The organism is Antrihabitans auranticaus (genome assembly GCF_016481275.1).
Taxonomy (GTDB): Bacteria; Actinomycetota; Actinomycetes; order Mycobacteriales; family Mycobacteriaceae; genus Antrihabitans.
The window spans coordinates 41,899-65,041 of sequence record NZ_JAEMNW010000002.1; the positions used below are offsets into that span (position 1 = coordinate 41,899).

General features: G+C 63.6%; 19 protein-coding genes. 5 read left to right on the forward strand and 14 right to left on the reverse strand.

Annotation, left to right across the window (positions count from 1 at the left end; genetic code table 11):
• Positions 1–9 precede the first annotated feature (9 nt).
• Genes JGU72_RS08150 through JGU72_RS08160 form a run of 3 tightly spaced genes read right to left on the reverse strand, consistent with a single transcriptional unit; the run spans position 10 to position 2,692 of the window.
• Entirely contained in the window at positions 10–909 is a 900-nt protein-coding gene (locus JGU72_RS08150) for an alpha/beta fold hydrolase (RefSeq protein ID WP_199683317.1), read from the reverse strand.
• Positions 906–1,733 carry an LLM class flavin-dependent oxidoreductase gene (locus JGU72_RS08155; protein ID WP_199683318.1) on the reverse strand — a complete coding sequence of 276 codons (828 nt, stop codon included), beginning with the start codon at positions 1,731–1,733 and terminating at the stop codon, positions 906–908. Before JGU72_RS08155 ends, JGU72_RS08150 begins: the two co-directional genes overlap by 4 nt.
• Positions 1,734–1,765: 32 nt before the next feature.
• Entirely contained in the window at positions 1,766–2,692 is a 927-nt protein-coding gene (locus JGU72_RS08160) for a LysR family transcriptional regulator (protein ID WP_199683319.1), read from the reverse strand.
• Between the two features lie 70 nt (positions 2,693–2,762).
• Here JGU72_RS08160 and dapA point away from each other — a divergent pair, with 70 nt between their 5' ends.
• Entirely contained in the window at positions 2,763–3,674 is a 912-nt protein-coding gene (dapA, locus tag JGU72_RS08165; protein ID WP_199683320.1) for a 4-hydroxy-tetrahydrodipicolinate synthase, read from the forward strand.
• Here dapA and JGU72_RS08170 read toward each other — a convergent pair.
• Positions 3,664–4,347 carry an O-methyltransferase gene (locus tag JGU72_RS08170; RefSeq protein WP_199683321.1) on the reverse strand — a complete coding sequence of 228 codons (684 nt, stop codon included), beginning with the start codon at positions 4,345–4,347 and terminating at the stop codon, positions 3,664–3,666. The two genes, dapA and JGU72_RS08170, sit on opposite strands and share 11 nt — an antisense overlap.
• A 10-nt stretch (positions 4,348–4,357) precedes the next feature.
• Positions 4,358–5,098 carry a nuclear transport factor 2 family protein gene (locus tag JGU72_RS08175; RefSeq protein WP_199683322.1) on the reverse strand — a complete coding sequence of 247 codons (741 nt, stop codon included), beginning with the start codon at positions 5,096–5,098 and terminating at the stop codon, positions 4,358–4,360.
• Positions 5,099–5,209: 111 nt separating this feature from the next.
• On the opposite strand from JGU72_RS08175, the gene JGU72_RS08180 reads away from it, so the two are divergent.
• Positions 5,210–5,824 (forward strand): TetR/AcrR family transcriptional regulator, encoded by a 615-nt coding sequence (locus JGU72_RS08180; RefSeq protein ID WP_199683323.1) that lies wholly within the window; start codon positions 5,210–5,212, stop codon positions 5,822–5,824.
• Positions 5,825–5,911: 87 nt separating this feature from the next.
• Here JGU72_RS08180 and JGU72_RS08185 read toward each other — a convergent pair whose 3' ends face one another.
• Positions 5,912–7,411 (reverse strand): carboxylesterase/lipase family protein, encoded by a 1,500-nt coding sequence (locus tag JGU72_RS08185; protein WP_199683324.1) that lies wholly within the window; start codon positions 7,409–7,411, stop codon positions 5,912–5,914.
• Positions 7,412–7,479: 68 nt separating this feature from the next.
• Positions 7,480–9,183 (reverse strand): aldehyde dehydrogenase family protein, encoded by a 1,704-nt coding sequence (locus JGU72_RS08190; protein WP_199683325.1) that lies wholly within the window; start codon positions 9,181–9,183, stop codon positions 7,480–7,482.
• A gap of 208 nt (positions 9,184–9,391) precedes the next feature.
• Between JGU72_RS08190 and JGU72_RS31240 the strand changes: the two genes are divergently transcribed.
• Both JGU72_RS31240 and JGU72_RS08200 read left to right on the forward strand, forming a co-directional pair.
• Positions 9,392–10,636, forward strand: a complete 1,245-nt coding sequence (locus tag JGU72_RS31240; RefSeq protein ID WP_199683326.1) for a PucR family transcriptional regulator — start codon at positions 9,392–9,394, stop codon at positions 10,634–10,636.
• 80 nt (positions 10,637–10,716) lie between these two features.
• Entirely contained in the window at positions 10,717–13,893 is a 3,177-nt protein-coding gene (locus tag JGU72_RS08200) for a multicopper oxidase domain-containing protein (RefSeq protein WP_199683327.1), read from the forward strand.
• 101 nt (positions 13,894–13,994) lie between these two features.
• On the opposite strand, the gene JGU72_RS08205 is transcribed toward JGU72_RS08200, so the two are convergent.
• The gene (locus tag JGU72_RS08205) at positions 13,995–14,597 is read right to left on the reverse strand and encodes a TetR/AcrR family transcriptional regulator (RefSeq protein WP_199683328.1); all 603 of its coding nucleotides are present in this window, start codon (positions 14,595–14,597) and stop codon (positions 13,995–13,997) included.
• A 77-nt stretch (positions 14,598–14,674) separates the two neighbouring features.
• Here JGU72_RS08205 and JGU72_RS08210 point away from each other — a divergent pair, with 77 nt between their 5' ends.
• Positions 14,675–15,586 carry an oxidoreductase gene (locus JGU72_RS08210; RefSeq protein ID WP_199683329.1) on the forward strand — a complete coding sequence of 304 codons (912 nt, stop codon included), beginning with the start codon at positions 14,675–14,677 and terminating at the stop codon, positions 15,584–15,586.
• 7 nt (positions 15,587–15,593) lie between these two features.
• Here the strand turns inward: JGU72_RS08210 and JGU72_RS08215 are convergent, their stop codons facing one another.
• From JGU72_RS08215 to JGU72_RS08240, 6 genes are all read right to left on the reverse strand, one after another.
• Entirely contained in the window at positions 15,594–15,788 is a 195-nt protein-coding gene (locus tag JGU72_RS08215) for a hypothetical protein (RefSeq protein WP_199683330.1), read from the reverse strand.
• A gap of 60 nt (positions 15,789–15,848) precedes the next feature.
• Positions 15,849–16,301, reverse strand: coding sequence for an SRPBCC family protein (locus JGU72_RS08220; RefSeq protein ID WP_199683331.1), 453 nt, complete (start codon positions 16,299–16,301; stop codon positions 15,849–15,851).
• Between the two features lie 148 nt (positions 16,302–16,449).
• The gene (gene pyk, locus JGU72_RS08225; protein WP_199683332.1) at positions 16,450–17,868 is read right to left on the reverse strand and encodes a pyruvate kinase; all 1,419 of its coding nucleotides are present in this window, start codon (positions 17,866–17,868) and stop codon (positions 16,450–16,452) included.
• Complete coding sequence (gene aceE / locus JGU72_RS08230) at positions 17,868–20,624, reverse strand: pyruvate dehydrogenase (acetyl-transferring), homodimeric type (protein ID WP_199683333.1); 2,757 nt, start codon at positions 20,622–20,624, stop codon at positions 17,868–17,870. The genes pyk and aceE overlap by 1 nt, the downstream gene beginning before the upstream one ends.
• 72 nt (positions 20,625–20,696) lie before the next feature.
• A complete protein-coding gene (locus JGU72_RS08235; protein WP_199683334.1) occupies positions 20,697–21,437 on the reverse strand; it encodes an aspartate/glutamate racemase family protein in 741 nt (246 codons plus the stop codon).
• A gap of 42 nt (positions 21,438–21,479) precedes the next feature.
• Complete coding sequence (locus JGU72_RS08240) at positions 21,480–22,994, reverse strand: NCS1 family nucleobase:cation symporter-1 (protein WP_199683335.1); 1,515 nt, start codon at positions 22,992–22,994, stop codon at positions 21,480–21,482.
• Between the last annotated feature and the right edge of the window lie 149 nt (positions 22,995–23,143).

Below are 23,143 nucleotides of genomic sequence, written 5' to 3' on the forward strand. Positions count from 1 at the left end.
TACCGGCGGTCAGGCCGATTTCGCTGCTTGGATATCGTCCTTCGCCTGCTGAAAGATTTCCGGATGGACGAACGACAGCAGGTGACCTTCACCTTCGACGGGGTGCCATATTGCCCCCGGTGTTCGCTCCGCGACGGTTTGGTTGATGACCGGGGGAACCAACGTGTCGGCCAATCCTTGCCAGAAATGAACGGGCCGGACAATTTTCGTGACATCGAATTCCCATTGCCGATACAGCAATTCCGCGTCGATGACGAGACCCGATGACCCCGCGCGGAAGCACTCGGCACTGTCTTGCACGAACATGTCCATGGCGCCGGGCCGCTCGAGTACGAGTCGGTCCGAAGCGGAGACGGACTTCATTATCGTTTTCGCGTATTGCTTGGGAAACTTTGTGACCGTCACGCCCAGAATTGCGTACATCGCCGCGAAGCCGGGCCGAAACTGCATCGCGAGGCGACCGCCGAGCGCGTCGGCTTTCGAGAGATATTGCGCCGCCCAGTTCGCACCGAAGGTTCCATAGCAGCCGCCTGCCATGCAGGTTGCGTTCGCCAGGCGCGCCTCGGGAATGTAGTAGGCGGCCGCGAGGGCCCACGGTCCGCCTTCGGAAACGCCGGTCACAGCGAATACGTCAGCTCCCAAAGCAGTTGCTGCGACCTGTAAATCGTCGGCCCAACCCGCATAGCAGCGCGATCGTTGCGCGGTTGACCTGCCCATACCGGGACGGTCGAGCACGACGATCCGAACGCCGACCGAATGAGCGATGTCGGCGAGAAGCATGGCTTCGAGCCGGCTGCCCGGGCCGCCATGTTGATGCAATATCAACGGACCGTCCGCCGGTCCGACAGACATGTACGCGAGCGTGCGCCCATCTGAAGTCTGAAGCGAGCCGTCGGTTCCGTCTGTCATTGCGGTTCCCCCTGTCCGCCCCAGGGGCCGTCGCGAATTACTCCTCGAACAAGATCCGCCGAAACGGTACGCCAGGGAAACTCGACCAGAAGCCACGTTGCACCCGCAGCGATGTACGGCGCAGGATCGGTTCCGGGTTCGAGCGGAATAATGACGTCGAATTCATCTGCCACGCCGAGTGTTGCAATATCGGCAACTATTTCCTCGACCTGATCGGGTCTTTCGATGAAGACCGGAAAGTATCCGTCATAGCGCGCGGCTCGGCGCAGCGGTCGTTTGTTGCCGGCCAATCCCGCGACCCAGACCGGAATTCGAGGATGTTGCACCGGCCGGGGCAGGAAGCGAACCCCATCGACGGTGTAGTGCGCCCCCCGGTGGACGACCTCCTCGCCGGTCCACGCGCGTGTGATCACTTCGAGCGATTCGTCGAGCATGCTCGCTCGCTTCCGGTCGTCGACCTCCTCACCGGTCTTCGTATATTCGATGCCGTACGCGTCGCTGCCGAGCCCTACGCCCAGCGTCAGGCGGCCGCCACTGAGCTGGTCGAGAGTCGCCGTCTCTTTGGCGACCTTCGCCGGCCGCCGGCGTGCGAGCGGTGTCACCATCGGCCCGAGCCGGATTCGTGACGTCGCTGTTGCTATGGCGGACAAAGTGATCCACGGATCGACGATGGCCGCCACCGGCTCGCTCCACCGCAGATGGTCCCACACGAAGACGCCCGTCCAACCGGCTTCCTCGGCTTCGGCCGCCAGCCGCGCGATGAGAAGTGGATCGGCGAGGGCATCGAAGGGTGGCAGGAACAGTCCGGATCCCACAGTCCGCATTCTGCATAGCCTGCCTGGTTTGCGACAGGTTGTCACGATTCGCTTTGTGGCGTGCGCGTTGTCGAGTCCACGCGAAACTGCCGGGCCGCGTGCTGCAGTTCGACGCTCACGGCTTTGAACATGGGCTGGGACCGGCTGCCAAGTCGATATGCGATCCGAGTCCGCCTGCCGATTGTCAGAGGCGTCAGAATGACCCCTTTCGGAACGTCGGTTGCGCCGAGTTGCGGGACCAGGGCAACGCCGGCTCCCGCGGCGACCAGGCGCAAGACCGTCGCGAAGTCGTCGACCCGGTGCGCTACGCGTGGTTCGTAGCCGTGTGCCTGGCAGGTGCGGATGGTCATGGTGTGGCAGAGCGTGCCGGGATTGCCGACGATCCACTTGCTGGCGGAGTGGCCGCGAATCACTGCGTCGCCCGACGCTTCTGGTGGTGTTCGCGACGCGAGGTATACGACCTCGTCGAGAAGCGGTTCGAGCTCGATGCCCGACCCCATGGCAGAGGGCACGTTGTCGTATTCGTGTACGAGTGCAAGGTCGAGCTGGCCGCTGCGCAGGAGGTCCGGTACGTCGGCGGGATCGACCTCCGTGACCGTCAGCTCCAAAGCCGCCTCAGCAGAAGCGATTTCGCGCATCGCGGGTAGCACGATCGTCCGGAGCGCGGTCGGAAATGCCCCGAGGCGGACCGATCCCGCCAACCGGGTTTCAGTTTCCGACAGCGCAGCCTCTGCCCGTTCCAGGTCGGCCAGAACGAGCTCTGTGTGCTCGACGAGCAAGATCCCCGCGGGCGTCAGACTGACTCCGCGCCCTGTGCGCGTCAGCAGCGGTCGGCCGGCCTCACGTTCGAGTGCGGTGAGCTGCTGAGACACCGCGGACGGAGTGTAAGAGAGCGCTTCCGCAACCGCCGCGATGGTGCCGCGATGCGCGAGTTCGCGGAGCAGTCTCAGTTTGCGGATATCGAGCATCAGTTCAGCTTACGCAACCTATTACAAACAGTAACTGGATCTTGATGATGAGTCCGGCGAGACTCGTCGTATGAGCTTTCAGCCGTCAGGAATATTCGTTCCTCTCGTCACGCCGTTCACTGCAGAAGGCGAACTTGCCTCAGCCGACCTGGAGCGCCTCGCACACGAGGTGCTGTCGGACGGCGCGGCGGGAATCGTAGCGTTGGGAACGACTGCTGAGCCCGCGACTTTGAGCCTGCAGGAACGTCGCGAGGTGGTCCGGATCTGCAGCAAAGTCTGTCGCGAGCGCGGTGTTCCGCTGCTGGTCGGAGCGGGGGCGAACGACACGGCAGGCACGATTCGCGCGATCGAGGCGCTGCATACGGAGGCAGATGTAGCGGCGGCACTTGTGGTGGTTCCGTACTACACGCGGCCGTGGCAGGCCGGGGTAGTCGCGCATTTCGAGTACGTCGCTGAACGCAGCCCACTGCCGCTGATTCTGTACAACGTCCCGTATCGCACGGGTCAGGAGCTGGGTTGGCAATCCATCGTGCGGTTGGCGCAGCATCCGCGCATCGTCGGCATCAAGCAGGCGGTCGGTTCGCTGGACACTGATACCGCCCGCCTGCTCGCAGAGCCTGCGGATTCGTTCGCCCTTCTTGCGGGCGAAGACGCGCTCGCATCTCCATTGCTCGCGATGGGTGCGGCCGGCGCAATCCTGGCGACGGCGAACGTCTGCGCGGGGGCGTTTGCCGAACTGTTCGAGCTGTGGCGCGGCCAGAGGCTCTCGGAAGCAAGAACTTTGGGGAACAACCTCGTGGCACCCGCGTGCGCGCTTATGTCAGAGCCCAATCCCACGATGATCAAAGCTGTTCTTCATGCGGAGGGACGGATTTCGAGTCCGCACGTCCGGCTCCCGTTGTTGGCGGTCACCGATCGCGCCGCGGTCGCGGCCGCGCTCCACCACGTCCGCGCACTCGACGCTGATCTGGTCAGAGCTTGATCGTCATTTCGAGTCCGCCGTCGAAGGGAAGCGTCTGCGTCACGAACCCGTTCGCAGGGTCGTTGACGTAATCGAAGTAGGGCTCGTACGCGGTGGCGAAACTGGCAGTGTTGTCGGCGATCACGACAGCACCGGGCCGCAACTGCGGCGCAATCCGTTCGAGTGCGGGACGGGCCATCTCGGTCCAAATATCGATCAAGGCGAAGTCCACCGGGCCCTCGATCACAGCGAGTGTTTCGCGCAGATCACCCTCTCGGAGGTCGATGTACTTCGACAGTCCTGCGGCTTCGAAGTTCCTGCGCGCGACCGCGGCTTTGTCGGGTTCGTACTCGGTGGCGATCACGACACCCTCGGCCCGATCTTCCTCGGCGACGAGCCGTACCGCCTGCGCGAGGTGGAGTGTCGACACGCCATGGGATGTACCGGCTTCCACGACGCGCCGAGCCCGCAACGCGACGCACAGGCGGTGGCAGAACAACGCTTTGTCCCGATCGAGGGCAACCAGTTTGTCGGCGAGGAATCGATTCGCGTCGTCGTCGAGTTGGCGCCAGTCCAGCGTTCCCGACTTGGCCCGGTCGGTGAAGTATTCGATGACCCCGGCTTCTTGGCCGGTATTTGCCGCGTAGAGCCGATCGAGTAGTTCGTCCAGCGAAGCGTCGCCCAGTCCCTTCATCGTTGCGACATTACGGCAGGCGGCGGCGCAGATCCTGGATGATCCCAGGGACATACGAGGCGCGCATCAGTGCGCGGAGTTGCCAACTGTCACCAGCGGGCAGGATGCCGGCCGACTGGGTCCCGTCGAGAATGTCGAACAGTGTCTCGCCTTCGTACATGAGTCCGTCGGAGTTGAAGTGGTAGCGGTCGACCGCTGTGCACTGGAGAAAGGATCCCGTGCCGCGCAACGACGGTGCCGTGTCGTCGTACGGGTAAAACCGGAGGGTGCCGTCGAAATGTCCACTGCCTATGTAGCGCACGATCACACGGACCTCGCCGCTCGGATCGAGGTCGATGTAGATCTGTCCTGGCAAAGGGTCGTAGCGCCAGTCGGGGATAGCGTCGAAGAAGGCGAAGTTGTACTTGACGAACTCTTCGTGGCCGACGATCACGCGGCCGAAAGTTGTCACGTCCTTGTATCGCAGGTCCTTCGTATAGAGCTCGTCGTTGCGTGACATGTCGCGCATCAACCAACTCCACCAGTACTTCTTGGACCACTCGACGACCCAGGCGATGTCGATCCCGAAGCCGCGGTAGTGGGCAACTTTCTTTTCCAGGTCCTCGAACCATTGCTGCGTCATCGCGTTGAGTTCTGCTTCGTCGAGCACGGGGACCCTCCCGCCGGCGCGGTTACCTGCCTGGAACTGCGGAACCGGCTGCCGCAGCCGCGGTTTGGCCAGTGCTGCTTGAAAAAGTGCTTCGTCGAACATTCGCGAGCTCCCTTTGCCTCCGCCGAACTGCGATCAACCGATTCCAGATCATGCTTGCACGCGCGTGAACTAGAATCAAGCGGTTCCAGAACGTCTGAAGGGTGCGAGACGATGGTCGAACGGCAGCAAGCCGGAACGAAGGTGTGGCGAGGGCAGAGCTTCGACGATCGGGTGCTGGACCGGCGCACTGCGTTGCTGCGCGCGGGCTTCGAACTGCTCGGCGACGAGGGGGTCGGCGGGGTGACGATGCGGGCCGTCTGCCGGAGCGCCGAACTCAGCCCGCGATACTTCTACGAAAGTTTCACCAACACAGACGAATTGATCGCCGCCGTGTACGACGAGTGCAATGCTGAGTTGGCGGCGGCAATCGCGTCCGCGGGGGTTCGGCCCGATACCGAGGCGACGATAGCGGCCGCTGTGGAAGGCGCAGCCGGATTCTTCGGCGCCGATGTTCGCCGGGTTCGGGTGCTTCTACGCGAACCGCTCACGAGTCCGTTGCTGACCGAGCGACGGTCGGTCATTCTGCCGGACTTTCTCGCAGCGCTCGCAACCGCATTGGGAGTCGAGTTCGCACCCGATCGATCCGATCGTGCGCTCGCGGGCAGTGCGCTGGCGGGTGCGCTGGTGTCATTGGTGCTGGACTGGACCGACGGTCGGTTCGAGGCGGTCCAGTCCGAAGTCACCACTTACGCAACGAACCTCATCGTGACGATGTTGAATCGCTAGTTGCTGCGATTTCTTGTGCGGTCGCCCGCCCCTAGGTCGGGACGCTGCAGTTCGGTCCGCTCACGATATGCGGCGCGGGCACATTCGTCAGGTGACTGTGGCCGCCGACGCCTGGAGCACTGCCAGTTCGGACGCGCGGGGACCATCGACGAGTTCGCCCCCGGACTCGTCGAAGGTCAGCACTGAGCGTCGCCCCTGCGTGAATGCCGCCCATCCGGGGTCTCCGGTTCTTGCGAACGCGACCCAGGCCGAATGCATATCGTCGGCGACCCGCTGTGGTGGTGTGGCGCCAGCTGCGGCGAATTCTGTTCCCAGCGTGTCGAATACGAAGGGAATCTCGAGTGCGTGGCATGCGCGTAGATCCTGAACGGCTGTTCGCCAGGCGAATTCGTAGGCGTACACGGAGTTTCCCGCTGCCGAATGCGTGAGCGCGAGGTCCATGGTCGGGCCGCGGAACGCGTGGTCGGAAAGAATCGAACACAAGATGTCGCCGCTCGTCGCTTCCGGGCGACTCGCGGAATAGGTTTCTGCCACAGCAGGATCGATGCCGAATCTCTTCAGCATGAACGGCAGAGCCTCCGGCGTGATCGCCACGGCGATGCCGGTCGGAATCAAGAAGAGGCGAAACTCGTCGGTGGTCGTGCCTGCAAGAAGCGGAACGTTCGCTCCCGCACCGGACTGGATTGTTTCCGCGGGCAGCCGGGGGATCACCACTCCGTCGAGTACCGGAAATATCGGAGTAACTCCGAGTCCGTTTCGTACGAGAGTGTCGCCCCAGCGTTCCGGGTTCGGATCGAGGACGAACGCGGCGGTGAGCGCATCCTGCGCGGCAGTAAGCGCATCGGGTGCCACACGCGAGAACGCGTCGGCCGTCGGTGAGATCCCTAGGTGTGCAGCAAGTTCGGCGGCAAACCGCTGCGCATCCGCCCGGTCGGCAACGACTCCGCCGCTGCCGCTCTGGATGATCGCCTTTGCGAACAAGCCCTGCGCGGCGGGGGCACCGAGCAACATCGCGATGCTGATCCCGCCCGCTGATTCGCCGAATACGGTGACGTTGGCTGGGTCTCCGCCGAATGCCTCGATGTTCTCCTGCACCCACGCGAGCGCGAACAATTGATCGAGCAACCCACGATTATCCGGCGCGCCATCGAGGGAGACGAAGCCCGAAACACCGAGGCGATAATTGATGGATACGAGCACCACACCGTCCCGGGCGAAGGCGGAACCGTCGTAGTTCGAGATCGAGTTCGAGCCGCGAGTGAACGCACCGCCATGAATCCAGACCATCACCGGTAAGCCCGACGCTCCGGTTTCCGGCGCCCAGACGTTCACATTGAGGTAGTCCGGACCCGGGATCTGCTTCTTCGGAAGCAAGGCCTCGAGGGGTGGGGGATAGGGGGATTGAGTGCATGTGGGGCCATGCTCGGTGGCATCACGAATACCGTCCCACGTCGCTGCCGGTGTGGGCGCTCGGAACCGCGCCGCGCCGACCGGTGGTGCGGCGTAAGGGATTCCGAGGAACGCTGACACTCCGTTCGTCGTTCGGCCGCGTACTTTTCCACTGGCTACCTCGACGATCGGCTGCATCCGGAACGACTCCTCTGGGGTTCGGTGGATCGGCGCAATCTACTTTAGGTCAGATGCGCACCTGGCCTCTAACCTCGCAGCGCCGATGCGAAGATCGCGGGGAGCTTGAGCCACGACGGCTTCGAATTGAAGTACGTGAGGCGGCGGCCGGTGACCGCGGCTGTCTTGTTGGTCACGAACCAGGGCGGTTTGGGCGCAATCGACAGTTCCCGGTTGATCAGTGTGCGAGGTGACGGTCGGAAGGGCCCCCGAACGACCGTCCGCTCGGGATCGGCGATGAGCAGCGTGTTGTGCACGACCCCGATTCCGCTCTGGACATCGTCGATCGTGTGGCCCGGGAACGCGCCCCAACTTGCCTCGGGCGTCAGATAGCCGACGCCGGTCCACGCGTTGATCGCGATCGTTCCGTACTTCAAGTCGACGATGGCTTTCTCGAAGCGCTCCCCGAGTTCGGCAATGGTGTTCGGACGCGCGATGATGTTGACCCCGAGCGTGCCGACGAACTGTGTGTTCGACGCCTCTACCGCGGCGTCGAGGAACTCGGCACCGGTACCGGGTAGCTCGGATATTCCGAGTACCGGCGCGAAGTATTCGATGCCGAGTGCCGCTTCTCCGCTGGTCGGCTTCAGTCCAACGAGCAGAGTGCGGCTTTGATCCTTGCCGAGCTTCTCCGCAAATTTGTACGTCGAGCGCGCCGCTTGCACTCGATCGGCACTACCCGGGTAGTAATCCGCGCGGCTCGGTGCCCGATCGAACGCCGCCCGCACTTCGGCCAGGAACGCATCTTTCTGTGCCCAATCCGCGCTGACGATCGCCACCTGGGATGCAACGCAGTTATAGCCGTTGTTGTGAAGCTTTTGGGTCACGAGATGTTCTGCCTGGAACTTCAGGTCGGCCTTGGACCATTTGCCCGGAAGAATGATCGTGGGGGATACGCCGCCCAGTTCGCTCGTGATCGGCTTGTCCAAGATCGGAGTTTTCGCGGCTTTGTTCTCCTTCCCGGTATTGCCGCCGCCGTAGACGATCGCGTCGTGGGTCGCGCTGCTGCCGGTCATGTGGACCGACGTGACATCGGGATGTTGCGTGAGCGCCTGACCGACGTCGACGCCTCCGGTGAGGATCCGCACGAACCCGCCCTCGATGAATCCGGCAAAGATTCGTTCGAGAATTGGCAGCAGCGGGTCGGTGATCGGGTTGAGCTTGAGCACTACGACACGGTTGTCGGCGAACAGTTGGTAGAGGACGTCCAGTGGCGTGATCGAGAATATGTTTCCGGCGCCCATCACGGCGCACACACCATCGGTGTCTTCTGGCCGACGCTGACCGAGGCCGGCGTGGGCTTTCAGAGCCCGACTGTCGACATCGGGCTTGGACCACACCTCGACCTCGAAGCCGCTGAACAGCAAATGATCGAAAATGCCGTGTGGCAGAACACGAATCGCATTTCGTCCGCCAGGTGCGGCCTTGATCTTGTAGCCGTCGAGCGGGCTGCCACCCTTCTCCAGCTTCGCGAGCGAGGCCGCCAAGCCGTTCGCGCCGCCGAGGACAGCGTACGGTCCACTGATCCATTCTTCGCCGGCGAGCGGCGAATCGGCGGGCAGTCCTTTGATCTTCAGCGCGATCTCGACCCACTCCGCGGCGGCGGCTTCGGTGGCGACCCGAAGCCGTTCGAGCAGCGCGCGGCGCTGCTCCAATGTGGTTCGCGCCCAGTTGCTTTCGCCGACCTTGAGTGCCGCGACTGCTTCGTCGACGCTGGTTGCCGTGCTTGTCATCTATTCCTCCGTCGAAGGCGTCCCTGCCGGTCGCAATTGACCGTGCTCGGTCGGTTTCGGGCGCGGGTGACCCGCGTCACGCCCCTTCATCGTCCGCCGATCAGCGCTCGATCGCTATAGGCTCACGCTTCGAGTTCCGGCCGTTCTGATTGTGCATGTGCACACGTGGGCTTCGTCGGCGGATCGTCCCCGCGTCTATGCTTGCGTGGTGACCGACGCGCCGCCGCACGTCGCGAGTTCGGCCGAACTCGCGCGCGGACTCCTGTCGCGCATCGACGAACTTACCGACGACCTGGTGGAGCGGATCCGGACCGGCGACCATGCGTACGCGGAGACGACAGCGCTCACGGAAGAACAGCTGCGTGTCTCGGTGTTCGAGAATGTCGATGCGATTCTGCACCAGCTCGCCACGGGATCGCGGGGGCGATTGGACGCCGCCAGCAACGCAGGTCGGCTGAAGGCAGCGCAGGGTGTGCCACTGGCGGCATTGCTTCATGCGTACCGCTTGGCCGGCCGCGCGATCTGGGACCAGCTCGTTCTGGACGCCGGTCCGGAGCCACCCGAGTGGCTCCCGCGTGTTGCGTCGGACCTGTGGACCTTCATCGACGAATTCTCGAGTGCCGCCGCCGAAGCGTACGGTCTGGCGTCGGCGGAACGGGCGGGACGCGATGCGCAGTCGCGAGCGCTGCTGCTGAATTCTCTTCTGTCGGGAGAAGGCTCGTCGGCCGCGCGCCACGTCGATGTGCTCCGCTTGCTTCGGCTGCCTGATACGGGGGCATTCGTCGTGGCAGTCGCGGAGGTGTCGGCACCTGGAGTCGAACCGCTCGCTCGCGTCGAAGAGCGGTTGCGCCGCCACGCTGTCCATTCGGTCTGGCTGGTCGAGTTGGACGCGCAGGTCGGCCTGCTGAGTCTGGGGTCGGCGAAATCGTACGAGATCGCTCGGCAAGTGCTCGTCGATCTCGCCGCCGCCCGCGTCGGTGTGAGTCGACAGTTCGCAACGCCCGATGGTGCGCGCGCAGCGTTGCGGGAGGCGAAGCTTGCCATTCGCTGTAGCGCGCCCGGTTCGGTCGAAGTGAACAGCTACGGCGAGTCGCCTGTTCCGCTGTTGGTCGCGCATTCCCCGGAAGCGGGTCGGCTCATAGCCCGCAGCGTCTTCGGTGCCGTGCTCGAGCTGCAGGACGACGAAGCGGCGTCTCTACTCGAGACGTTGTCGACGTGGTTCGAATGCGGTGGTTCAGCAACCGACGCCGCACGTCGATTGCACTTTCACCGCAACACGATTCACTACCGGCTGCGGCGAATCGAGCAACTCACCGGACGCAATTGCGCCGATCCGAAGGCTGCCGCCGAGCTCTATTGTGCGTTGGCTGCGATGCAGCTGGTGGGCGAGCGTAGCGGAGAATCGGGATCGGCTGTGCGGAATCTGGACCGGAAGCTGTCGGCAGGCGCCTAGGGTCGAGTAGCTGCTGAATCGAGGCGATTCGCGGCTATCGAGTTCGGCGCTGTGTGCGTCGAGGACGCGAGGGTCGAACTATGTTGCTGGGTCGAGATAAAGGTCGAACTCGCATAGCGCTCGGCGCGGTGGCCGCCCTTGTACTGGCGATGGTGTCCTGTTCGACGGACGAGTCCGAATCAGGTGCGCCGAACGAGCGTGGAGTGTTTGCCGGTCCTGACGGCAAGCCCGCCCAGTACCACGAACCGGTGAAGCTGACCAGCGCGGACGGGGTCCTCGAAGTTCGGCTCTCGGCGCATCAGGGGCAGGTCGATCTCGACACGGTGACGCAGCCGGTCGACGACTTCCTGGTCTTCAGCTACGAGCTGATCGAGGGCACAAGCTCGGACGGTGCCACCAGCGCCGACAACGTCTACCCCGCTCCGACGTTGCACGTCGACCCCGGGGAGCGATTGATTGTGCACTTGGACAACGACTTACAGAATCTGACCGTCGGCGACTTCATGAATCCGGCGTATGTGCCGGTAGGCGGAGAAGTACCGCTCACCCCGAAGCCGTTGGAAGCGGCACCACTGAATCTGCACGTCCACGGCTTGCACGTGAGTCCAACGGGCAACTCGGACAACGTGTTGCTGTCGATTCCGGCGGGCATGGGCAACGTGTACGACTTTGCGGTTCCGGACGACATGCCCAACGGAATGTACTGGTATCACAGCCATCGGCACACCGTGACAGCGCCGCAGACCTACATGGGTTTGGCCGGGATGCTGGAGATCGGGCGGCCCGACGGCAATCTGCCTCTGGTAACCGAGAACGACATTCCGATCCGAACCATGGCGCTGCAGTACAACTTCGTGTTCGACCGAAAGGGAAGTGGCCACAAGCTCGGCAACGTCTCATGGCCGAAATGGGTGAACACGCTGACCGGGCCGGAGGGCTCCCAACTCGCAGATGGCACGTACCGGCCGAGTCTTGCTCCCGTGAATCTTGCGGAAACCAGTGAGGGCGCCCAGTACATGACGAACTGGTACACTGGGCCGCTCTCGCCGGCGAACCACCGCGGGCAGAATCAGTTCATACCGTCCAACCTGCAGAGCTTCACCAGTGATTCGGTGAATGTGCCCGCGAATCCCGACCTGCCCGACAACGAGCGAGACGTCCAGTACACGATCAACGGGCAGTTCCAGCCCGAGCTGAAGGTGAAGCCGGGACAGACCGAAATCTGGACCCTCGCGAACATGACGGACCTCGCGTATCTACGTGTGCAGTTGACCGAGACTGCAACGGGCAAGCACCCACCGTTCGCGATCGTGGGGCAGGACGGAATACCGTTCACGCAAGTACAGCGCCCGGTCGAGGGCGACGGAACCGCGTTGCTGATTCCGTCCGGAACGCGGTTTGCGATCGCCGTGACGATGCCCGCCACTGGTGATCTCGTTGTGGAGCTGCCGCCGGTGCCGGGCGCCAAACCGATTGTCAATCCCGGAGTGCTGTACACCAACAACGGCACGCCCAATTCTCCGGCGTTGCTGGGAACGGTCAGCGTCGATCCCGCGCATCTCAGCTATGCGGACGGGTTCTTCGCGTTCCCGATTCAGACCCTGCTGCGCATCACTCCCGACGACGGTCAGGGCACGACCACCGCATTCGAGCCCGGCCAGGACCTGGACACCTACACGTCGTACGTCGACACGTCGGTAATGACGCCGGACATGACGCGGGACTTCAAACTCAGCGGCGGCTTCGGCAACGACAAAGCCAGCAAGAGCGATCCGAAGTCTTTCACCTACGAAATGGACGGCAATACGTTCCCGAACATTCCGCTGATCCAACCGCGCGTGAACTCGGTGGAGGAGTGGAAGTTCACGAACTACAACAACGATGCGCATCCATTCCATGTGCACGTCAACAACTTTCAGGTGACTGAGATCGTCGATCCGATCGACAGCACGAGAACGGGCGTGCAGCCGTGGGGCCAAGACATCGTGAACGTGCCCGCGCCGCTCGTGGACGAACAGAAGAATGTGCTCGCTGAAGCATCGGCGACGATTCGCACCCAATTTGCCGAATACACAGGCGCTTTCGTGTTGCATTGCCATCGGCTCAACCACGAAGACAATGGGATGATGGCGATGATCAACGTGATTCCCGAGGTGTCGAGTTACGCCGTCGCGGTTCCCGGGTCCAACGGCCGGCCGGCAACTGTCCGGGTGCACGACGGCACCGGCGACGAAGTACTTGCAGCCGTTGTGCCGTTTCCGGATTTCGAGGGCAGTGCGTCGGTGGCGATGGCCGACATCAGTGGTGATGGAATTCTCGACCTCGTTGCAGGCACCGGTGCGGGCGTCGCCCCCGAGGTGGTGGTCTACAGCGGCGCGGACGGCGGGCTGGGGCCGTTCAGCGACAAGCTCGCCGAGTTCGTTCCCTTCGCCGATGATTTCCGCGGTGGCGTGTCAGTCGCCGGTGCAGATATCGACGGTAATGCGCTGGCCGACAACATCATCGTCGCGACGGGCCCCGGAACGGAGTCGGAGGTGAAGGTGTTTGCGTCGAAGCTTGCCGAGCCCGGTTCGGCACCGGAGGTGTTCTCGACCTTTTCGCCGTATCCAGGATCGGAGTCCGGGGTGACTCTCGCGACGGGGCTGGTCGATTCGATGTCGGGACGACCCAGCATCGTGACCGCACCGGGACCGGGTGAACCGGCGCAGATCAAGACGTTTCGCTACGACCTGTACAAGCCCACCGAGCGGTCGGCGGGCAGTGGCGACGAGCCTTCGCACGGCGATGAGCATTCGCACGGCGACGGGCCCGCCATGGTGGCGGAGTTCCTGGCTGCCGATCCGGCCTATACGGGCGGGGTTTCGCTGGCAACCGGGTGGGTTGCGGGAGCGGAAGGTGGCGCGCAGAGCGTCGTCACGGGCGAACTCGGTGGCGCCGGGACGGTTCGGGTCTGGTCGACGGGTTCACGCTTGGACGGTCAGCCGGAGATGTACCTCGAAAACCCCAACCACGACTCGGGTCACATGGAGTTCGCCGAAATTGCTTCTTTCGCACCGTTTTCCGGCGGCGCCGGTGTGCTCGTGGGGACAACCAGCACGACAGTCGGGGCCGATCTGCTCGTGAGCAGTGGTGCCGAGGTTCGCAAGTATTCGCTCAATCGGCCTGACCCGACGGCCAAAACCGTGGTGCCGACGCTGCTTACGACGTTGCCGCCGCTCCCGGAGGGATCCGCGTCAGCGCCGCTCGGTGGTCGCTAGAGGTTGTCGAGACTGAAGGATTTTCCCCGTAATCCGGGGAAAATCCTTCAGTTTGCTTTCGGCCCCGGATTCCGGGGTGGGAACTCCTCTGAAGAGTTCGGTCACGGGGTTCGAGGCGTCAGGCCGTTCAAAATATGGGTGGTGACGTCGGCGAGCATCGTTTCGGCGAGGTCGGCAGGTACGAAGCCGGAACTGACCAAGGTGGCCATGCCCTGCATCGTCGCGAACGCGGCAAAGCCGATCCTCGCAGGATCTCCGGTCACGACATCGCCGTTCGCCTGACCGTCGGCAATCAGCGCCATCGGGATCGCGAAGGTCTTGTCCGCGGCAGCCGGTAGTACGGTCCCCCCGGTAGGGCTGTGCTTCCGAGCGAACATCAACTCGAGCAACGCGGAATTCTCGGTCGCGAAGTCGACGTAGGTCCGAGTCACCGATTCGAGTCGCTGAGCAAACGAGCCGGCGCCGGATGCGACTGTGAACAGCGCGCCCAGTCGCTCGAATCCGGCAAGCGCGAGCGCGTCCAGGAGTGCCTGCTTGTCGCGAAAGTGCCTGCTCGGAGCGCCGTGACTGACGCCGAGGTCGCGGGCGAGTTGCCGCAGCGAGAGGCCATCCACGCCCGACTCTCGCAGCGTTTCTTCGGCTCGCTGGAGGAGTTCGAGACGTAGATCGCCGTGGTGGTACGAGCGTGGGCGGGTGAACGTCATGGTCCACAGAGGATATCCGAAAGTTCGAAAAAATGTAGGCATTGACTACTTTGTTGTCAGTGCCTACATTGGTGCCCATGACGAAATCATCTTGGTCCTCAGCCAACCTTCCCTCCTTCGACGGCAAGACAGTCGTCATCACCGGCGCCAACAGCGGCATCGGTCTGGTGACCGCGCGGGAATTGGCACGTGTCGGTGCCCGCGTCGTACTGGCCGTGCGTGACAAGACTCGCGGCGCCGAAGCCGCCGCCACCATCGACGGCACCACCGAGGTTCGCGCACTCGACCTCGCCGACCTCGCGTCGGTCCGCCGCTTCGCCGACGAGTGGACGGGCCCGCTCGACGTGCTGGTGAACAACGCGGGCATCATGGTGCCGCCGAAGGGCACGACCAAGGACGGGTTCGAAACCCAGTTCGGCACAAATCATCTCGGGCACTTCGCGTTGACCAACTTGCTGCTGCCGCACATCACGGACCGTGTCGTCACCGTCTCGTCGGGCGCACACCGTGGCGGCACGATAAAACTCGACGACCTCAACTGGGAAACACGCGACTACAACCGGACCGCCGCCTACGGTCAGTCGAAGCTGGCCAACCTGCTGTTCAGCCTCGAATTGCAGCGCCGTCTCGACGAGGCCGGTTCAGCGGTCCGCGCGCACAACTCGCACCCGGGCTGGGCTGCGACAAATCTCCAGTCGCATTCGGGCAACCGCGTTCTCAACGCCTTCATGGCGATCGGCAACAAGCTTCTCGCCCAGGACTCGACGGCGGGAGCCCAGCCGACGCTCTACGCAGTCAGCCAGGATCTGCCGGGCGGGAGCTACGTCGGCCCCGACGGCTTGTTGGAAATGCGGGGCAACCCGAAGCTGGTCGGCCGGACCCGCGAAGCGCAAGACGCCGACCTCGCCAAGAAGCTGTGGACCGCGTCGGAAGAGCTGACGGGCGTACGCTTTCCGGCCGACGCGTTGAGCGGCGCACAGTCCGAGTAGGGCTTACCTAGCCAGGCTCGCCGTAGCGCGCGACGAGAGCATCGCGGGTCTCGAGGGGCAGTTGTGAATCACCCGCGGTGGCTTGGTCGACGGCGTATCGCAGCCGCTCGACCAACTCGATGTCGGTCGCGCTCTGGCCGGAGCGATCGAGGTCCTCGCGAATTCGGTTGGTGAAGAATACGAGCTCATCTGCGGACGCCATGACTAGGGCGTGCCCCCGCAGCGCTCGTTCCAAACTCCCGAGCCTCAACGACGAGCGCCGTCAGCGATTCGCACCTGCCGTCAACTTCTTGTCGGCTTCCGCAAGGATCTGGCCGAACGCAAGCTCGAGTATCCGCTTGGTGACGACAGCAGTCGCCTTGCCGCCGGCGAGAAGCGGGATGTCGTAGCTGGACTCCCAGACCACGCGGGAGCCTCCCGCTTCTGGTGTGACCTCGATCGTCCCGCCGAAGTGGGTTATCGGCGGGACGGACTTCAATATCTGGTAGGCGAAGAGGTGCGGCCGATCGTTGGTCGTGATCTCCTCGCGGAACCACGCACCCGCGGCGACAACCTCGCGAACAGCGCCGGCACTCCAGCCGCCGTTGCGTCCTTCACGAACTCGCTTCACGCGCAACACAAGTGATGCGAGTTTGAGGCTGTTCGAGTCGGTGACGACATCGAACACCTCCTGGGGTGGCGCTGCGATGATGCGCTCGAGTCTGACTGTTGCCATCGGATTGTCGATCGGCATCTGTGCCCCATTCCCTCGTGTTGCCGGACGAGTGGAGCCTAGCCGGAGTGGGCGCACACAAATCGCTGAGATCGCCCGCTTCCGGGCAGTTCCGTCGATTTGTGTGCAGCCACTCCGGGTCGGTCCACGCCTACAGGTCGTTTTCGCCGAGCCTGTGGACGTGGATGAGGTTTGTCGAGCCGACGGTGTTCGGCGGCGAGCCGGCCACGATGACAACGGTGTTGCCACGATCGAAACGGCCCAGCGCGAGCAGCGCATGGTCGACCTGCACAACCATGTCGTCGGTCGAATCGACCGGATCGACGAGGAACGTCTCGGTTCCCCAGGTCAGCGCAAGCTGGCGTTGGACCTCCGCGTGCGGAGTGAACGCCAGCAGCGGCAGATCGGTGTGCAGCCGAGCCAGTCGCCGGACCGTATCGCCCGACTTCGAGAACGCGACCACCGCCTTTGCCTGCAACCGCTCGGCGACGTCGAGCGCTGCCGCCGCAATGACACCGGACCGGGTTCGGGGCGCGTTGGTGAGCGGCGGCGCAGAGGTCGAACGGCCTTCGACCGCCGTGATGATGCGGCTCATCGTCTGCACGGTTTCGAAGGGGTATTTACCGACCGACGTCTCGCCGGACAGCATCACCGCATCGGCACCGTCCAGCACGGCGTTGGCGACATCCGAAGCCTCGGCGCGTGTGGGCCGAGCGTTGTCGATCATCGAGTCGAGCATCTGGGTGGCGACGATCACCGGCTTCGCGTTCTCCCGCGCCAGCTGAATCGCGTCCTTCTGCACGTGCGGGACCTGCTCGAGTGGCAGTTCTACCCCGAGATCACCGCGCGCGACCATCACTGCGTCGAAAGCCCTGACGATCTCTTCCAGGTGCTCGACCGCTTCGGGCTTCTCGAGCTTGGCGATGACGGGGACGCGCCGCCCGACTCGTTCCATCACGCGATGGACAGGGTCGATGTCGTGCGGTGACCGCACGAAGGAGAGCGCAACGCAGTCGACGCCGAGTTCGAGTGCGAACTCGAGATCGGCGATGTCCTTGGGGGACAGCGCAGGCACCGACACGTTCACACCCGGCAGCGACAGGCCTTTGTTGTCGGACACCGGCCCACCGATGACTACGCGGCAGACCACGTCGGGACCCTCGATTGCCGTGACCTCCAACGCAATACGGCCATCGTCGATCAGGAATCGATCACCGGCGCACGCGTCTTCGGCGAGTTCGTCGTATGTGGTGGATACCCGGTCGTGCGTACCGATGCAGGGCTCGACGGTGATACGGACCTCCTCGCCGACCTCCCACGTCGTCGAACCGTCGGCGAACCGCCCGAGGCGGATCTTCGGTCCCTGCAGGTCCGCCATGATTCCGATGGTGCGGCCGGTATCGGCGGCAGCGTCCCGGACGCGTTCGAAGTTCGCGGCATGGTCGGCGTGCTCACCGTGGCTGAAGTTGAGGCGGGCGATGTCCATGCCGCAATTGGCCAGTTCTTTCACCCGCTCGGCGGTGGCCGTAGCCGGTCCGAGCGTGCAGACGATTCGCGTTCTACGTGTCATCAGGCGACACCGCCGTCCGAGGTCTGGGCTGGTGCGGCATGTACGTCGTCGATTCGGTACTTGCGCGCTGCCTCGGCAGCCTTCTCGACGTCGAGTGCCGCGAGCACGGCGACCGTGATCGATTGCGCATCGATGTTGAACACCCGTCGGGCAGCGTTTCGAGTGTCGGAGAAACCGAATCCGTCGGCGCCGAGCGTCGTGTAATCACCGGGTACCCACTGCCGAATCTGGTCCGGCACAGCACGTTCCCAGTCGGAGGCGGCAACGAACGGACCTTCGGCAGCCGAGAGAACCTCGGTGACGTACGGAACCGGATGCGTCCCGGCAGGGTCGAGCAGCTTGCTCTTCTCGGCACGCACGCCGTCACGTCGGAGTTCGTTCCACGACGTCACCGACCACACGTCCGCGCTGACACCCCAGTCTTCGGCGAGCAGTTCCTGGGCCCGCAGGCCGTCGGGGACGGTGACGCCGGAAACGAGGATCTGCGCCTTCGGTCCGTCGACCGGTCCGCGCTTGTAGAGGTAGATGCCCTTCAGTACGCCTTCGACGTCCAGATTGTCGGGCTCGGCGGGCTGACGGTACGGCTCGTTGTAGACGGTGATGTAGTAGAAAATATTCTCGCCGCCGAAGCCTTCGACGCCGGGCGTTCCGCCGTACATCCGCCGCAAACCGTCCTTGACGATGTGCGCGATCTCGAAAGAGAACGCCGGATCATAAGCCACGACAGCAGGATTGGTCGACGCCAGCAGCATCGAGTGGCCGTCGGCGTGCTGCAGCCCTTCGCCCGTGAGTGTCGTTCGACCGGCAGTCGCGCCGAGGACGAAGCCGCGCGCCATCTGGTCCGCCGCCGCCCAGAGGCCGTCGCCGGTCCGCTGGAAACCGAACATCGAGTAGAAGATGTACAGCGGGATCATCGGCTCGCCCTGGGTGGCGTAGCTGGTACCGACCGCGGTGAACGATGCTGTCGATCCGGCTTCGTTGATGCCCTCGTGCAGGATCTGCCCGACGCTGGATTCCTTGTAGGACAACATCTGCTCGGCATCGACCGACGTGTAGAGCTGGCCGTTGCGGTTGTAGATCTTCAACGTGGGGAACCAGGAGTCCATGCCGAAGGTCCGGGCCTCGTCGGGAATGATCGGGACGATGCGCTTGCCGATCTCCTTGTCTCGCAACAGTTCTTTGAGGATGCGGACGACGGCCATCGTCGTAGCGACCTCTTGTTTGCCGGACCCCTTGCGGACCGACTTGTAAACCTCGTCCCCCGGAAGCGTCAAAGGCTTTGCGGCCGTGCGACGTTCGGGGAGAAAGCCGCCGAGTTCACGACGCCGTTCGTGCATGTACCGGATCTCCGGTGCATCGTTGCCGGGGTGGTAGTACGGGGGCAGGTAGGGATCGCGTTCGAGTTCGGCGTCCGACACCGGAATCCGCTGCAGGTCACGGAAGTCCTTCAGATCCTGCAGTGTCAGCTTCTTCATCTGATGGGTCGCGTTGCGGCCTTCGAAGCTCTTGCCGAGCGTATAACCCTTGATCGTCTTGGCGAGAATGACCGTCGGCTGACCCTTGTGCGCTGTCGCTGCCGCGTACGCGGCGTAGAGCTTGCGGTAGTCGTGGCCACCGCGCTTGAGGTTCCAGATCGCTTGGTCGCTCAGGTCGGCGACGAGTTGCTTGGTGCGGGGATCGCGACCGAAGAAGTTGTCGCGGACGTATCCGCCGTCGTTGGCCTTGTAGGTCTGGAAGTCGCCGTCCGGCGTCGCGTTCATCAGGTTGACCAACGCACCGTCCGGATCGGAACGCAGCAGGCTGTCCCACTCCCGCCCCCACACGACCTTGATGACGTTCCAGCCCGCGCCGCGGAAGAACGACTCGAGTTCCTGGATGATCTTGCCGTTGCCGCGGACCGGTCCGTCGAGACGCTGCAGGTTGCAGTTGACGACGAAGGTGAGGTTGTCGAGCCCTTCGGTTGCGGCGACGTGCGCCAGACCGCGTGACTCCGGTTCGTCCATCTCGCCGTCGCCGAGGAATGCCCAGACGTGCTGGTCGGCGGTGTCCTTGATGCCACGATCGTGCAGGTAGTGGTTGAATCGCGCCTGGTAGATGGCGTTCATCGGGCCGAGGCCCATGGACACGGTCGGAAACTCCCAGAATTCCGGCATGAGCCTGGGGTGCGGGTAGGACGGCATGCCGCCACCCGTCGTGGCGTGTGAGTGCTCCTGGCGGAACCCGTCCATTCGCTCGGCGGGGATGCGCCCCTCGAGGAAGGCCCGGGCGTAGATGCCGGGGGAGGCGTGGCCCTGGATGAAGATCTGGTCGCCGCCGCCGGGATGGTCTTTGCCGCGGAAGAAGTGGTTGAAACCGACCTCGTAGAGCGACGACGACGACGCGTAGGTCGAGATATGGCCGCCGACCCCGACGCCGGGGCGTTGCGCGCGGTGCACCATGACGGCTGCGTTCCAGCGGATCCATGCCCGGTAGCGGCGCTCGACGTCCTCATCACCGGGGAACGCTGGTTCGCTCTCGGTGGGGATGGTGTTCACGTAGTCGGTCGACGTCAGGGCGGGAATCGAGACGCGGTTCTCGCCGGCTCGCTCGAGCAGGCGCAGCATGAGGTAGCGGGCACGCTCGGAACCGGAATGTTGCAGGAGGTTGTCGAGCGATTCGAGCCACTCGTCGGTTTCCTCAGGATCCAGGTCGGTCAGGTAGGACGCGACGCCTTCTCGGCTGAGCTGGGTGACATCGATCGACATGGTGCTCCTCATCCGCGCGGTGGTGGGCGCGTTGCGTTGCCCGTCCGCCCGATCGTGGGCGGACGAGCGTGTGGGGATACTGCGTTACGGCTGCGTCGAGTAGACGGTGCTGATCGGCCAGCCGCTGATCCTCTTCGGACGCGGCGTTGCGTACGTGCGGACCTTCGAGGTCGAAAGATGCATCGAGACAAGGGATTCGGCGAGTGAAACCGCGGCGCTGACGCCGTCGATGACGGGAACCCCGCACCGTTGCTGGATCCGTTCGTCGAGTCCGGCCATTCCGCCGCACCCGAGACAGATCACTTCGGCGCGATCGTCACGTACTGCCTTCTCGGCCTCGGCGACAATCGCCGCGACCGCTTGTTCCGGATCTTCTTCCAGCGTCAGCACCGAAACATCACTGGCACGTACCGACGCACACCGAGTATACAGTCCGGCGAGCGTCAGCCTGTCTTCGATCATGGGGACCGTGCGATCCAAAGTTGTTACTACCGAGTAACTTCGGCCGATCAACATTGCGACGATGGCTGCCGCCTCGGTGATGTCCACGACTGGAACGTCCAGTAACTCCTGCAGACCTTCGCGGCCGTGTTCGCCGAATCCGGCCTGGATTACAGCGTCGAACGGTTCGGTGTATGTGCTCACTGCGTCCATTACCGCGACTGCGGCGAGGTGGCTCTCGAAATTGCCCTCGACCGACTCGGCGCCGAATCGCGGTGTGAGTGCGACGATCTCGGTGCCGGGGCGCGCGGCGAGCTGGGCCTGCCTGCCGATGGCTTCGGTCATCGATTCGGTCGTATTGACATTGACGACAAGAATTTTCATGATATCTCCGACGGTTGCTGTTGCAGCAGAGGTGGTTTCGAATCAGTGGACGCTTGCTACGGCAATCGATTCACCGGACACGTCCTCGAAAGTCGCCTTGCGATCGGCGAGCATGAAGTAGATCATCGCGCCGAGGCCGGCGCCGATGAACCATGCGAAGGCGGCGAGCGAGGCGAGCGCGGGTGTGAACGCGATCAGCAGCGACAGCGCCGCAGCGGGGACGAACGCCGCGATCGCACGCGGGTTGATGCCGTGCCGGTAGTGGTAGGCACCCGACGGCTCGTCGGTGTACAGCTCGGGGACGTTGATCTTGGCGCGTCGGATGAGCCAGTAGTCGGCGATGATGATGCCGAACAGCGGGCCGAGCAACGCACCCAGGCCGCCGAGGAAGTAGTTGATCACGACCGGGCTGTTGTACAGGTTCCACGGCAGGATCACCAGGCCGATGACGGCGCTGACCAGTCCGGCCCGTGCAAAGTTGAGGTGCTTGGGGAAGAGGTTGGTCAGCGCGTAGATCGGCGCGACGAAGTTGGCCATCAGGTTCACCGCGATGGTCAGGATCAGCAGTGCGAGCGATGCGATGACGAGGAGGAACGTATTGGGAATCGAGTGGACGATGTCGGCCGGGCTGGCGACGATCTGGCCGTTGATCTTGAACTGCCCCCCGGCCATCGCGACGACGATCACGCCGAAGAAGAGGACGTTGATCGGGATGCCCCAGAAGTTGCCCTTGAAGATGGAGCTACGGGCCTTGCACGCACGGGTGAAGTCGCAGAAGTTGAGGACGAAGGTCGCATAGATCGAGACCCAGAGTGCGGCGCCGGCGAAGATCTCCCGCCACATGACGCCGCCGGTGAGGTGGTCGGGCGTCGACCACGCAATCGAACCGCCGGCTTCGACGACTACCCAGATGGCGAGTGCGGCCATCGTCACCAGGATGATCGGGCCGGCGAAGGCCTCGTACTTGCGGATCATGTCCATGCCGTGCTGGACGACGATCGTCTGCACCAGCCAAAGGGTTGCGAAGGTGATCCAGCCGAGAGTCGAGAGACCGAGGATCGAGTTCTGGTCCATGCTCTCCAGGCCGGGTGCCACTGCGATCAGCAGTACGCGCAGAACGAGGGATGCGAGAAAGGTCTGGATACCGAACCAGACGATGGCGACGCCACCTCGGATCAGGGACGCGAGTTGCGCGCCGCGGACGCCGAAAGCGATCCGGGCCATGACCGGGAAGGGGATCCCCGTCTTGTGGCCCATGTATCCGGAAATCGTCAACAGCACGAACAGCAGCGCTGAACCGATGCCGAGCGCGAGCAGAATTTGCCAGCCGCCGAGGCCGAGGGCGAAAAGGCCGAGAGCGAACCCGTAGTTGCCGAGGCTGTGTACGTCGTTCGCCCAGAGGGTGAAGATGCTGTAGCCGCTCCAGCGGCGGCCCTCGGTCTTGGTGGGTGCGAGATCGATATTGTAGAGCCGCGAACTGAGTGGGTGTGGCTCGGGCGCCGTGGTCGCGGTCACGGTGTCGAGCCGTTTCTGGGCGCGGGGTTGATCGATGAGCATCGGATAGTCGGTCCTTGCGTGATGCGGCGGTGCGTCGCGGTGGTTGGTTCTATTTCGGTGCTAATTCCGTATTGTGGAAATCAAATTCCGTTGATTGTCTCAAGTGTGACCCAGGTAACAGGGTTGGTCAAGGGTTGATCGAGGGCGAT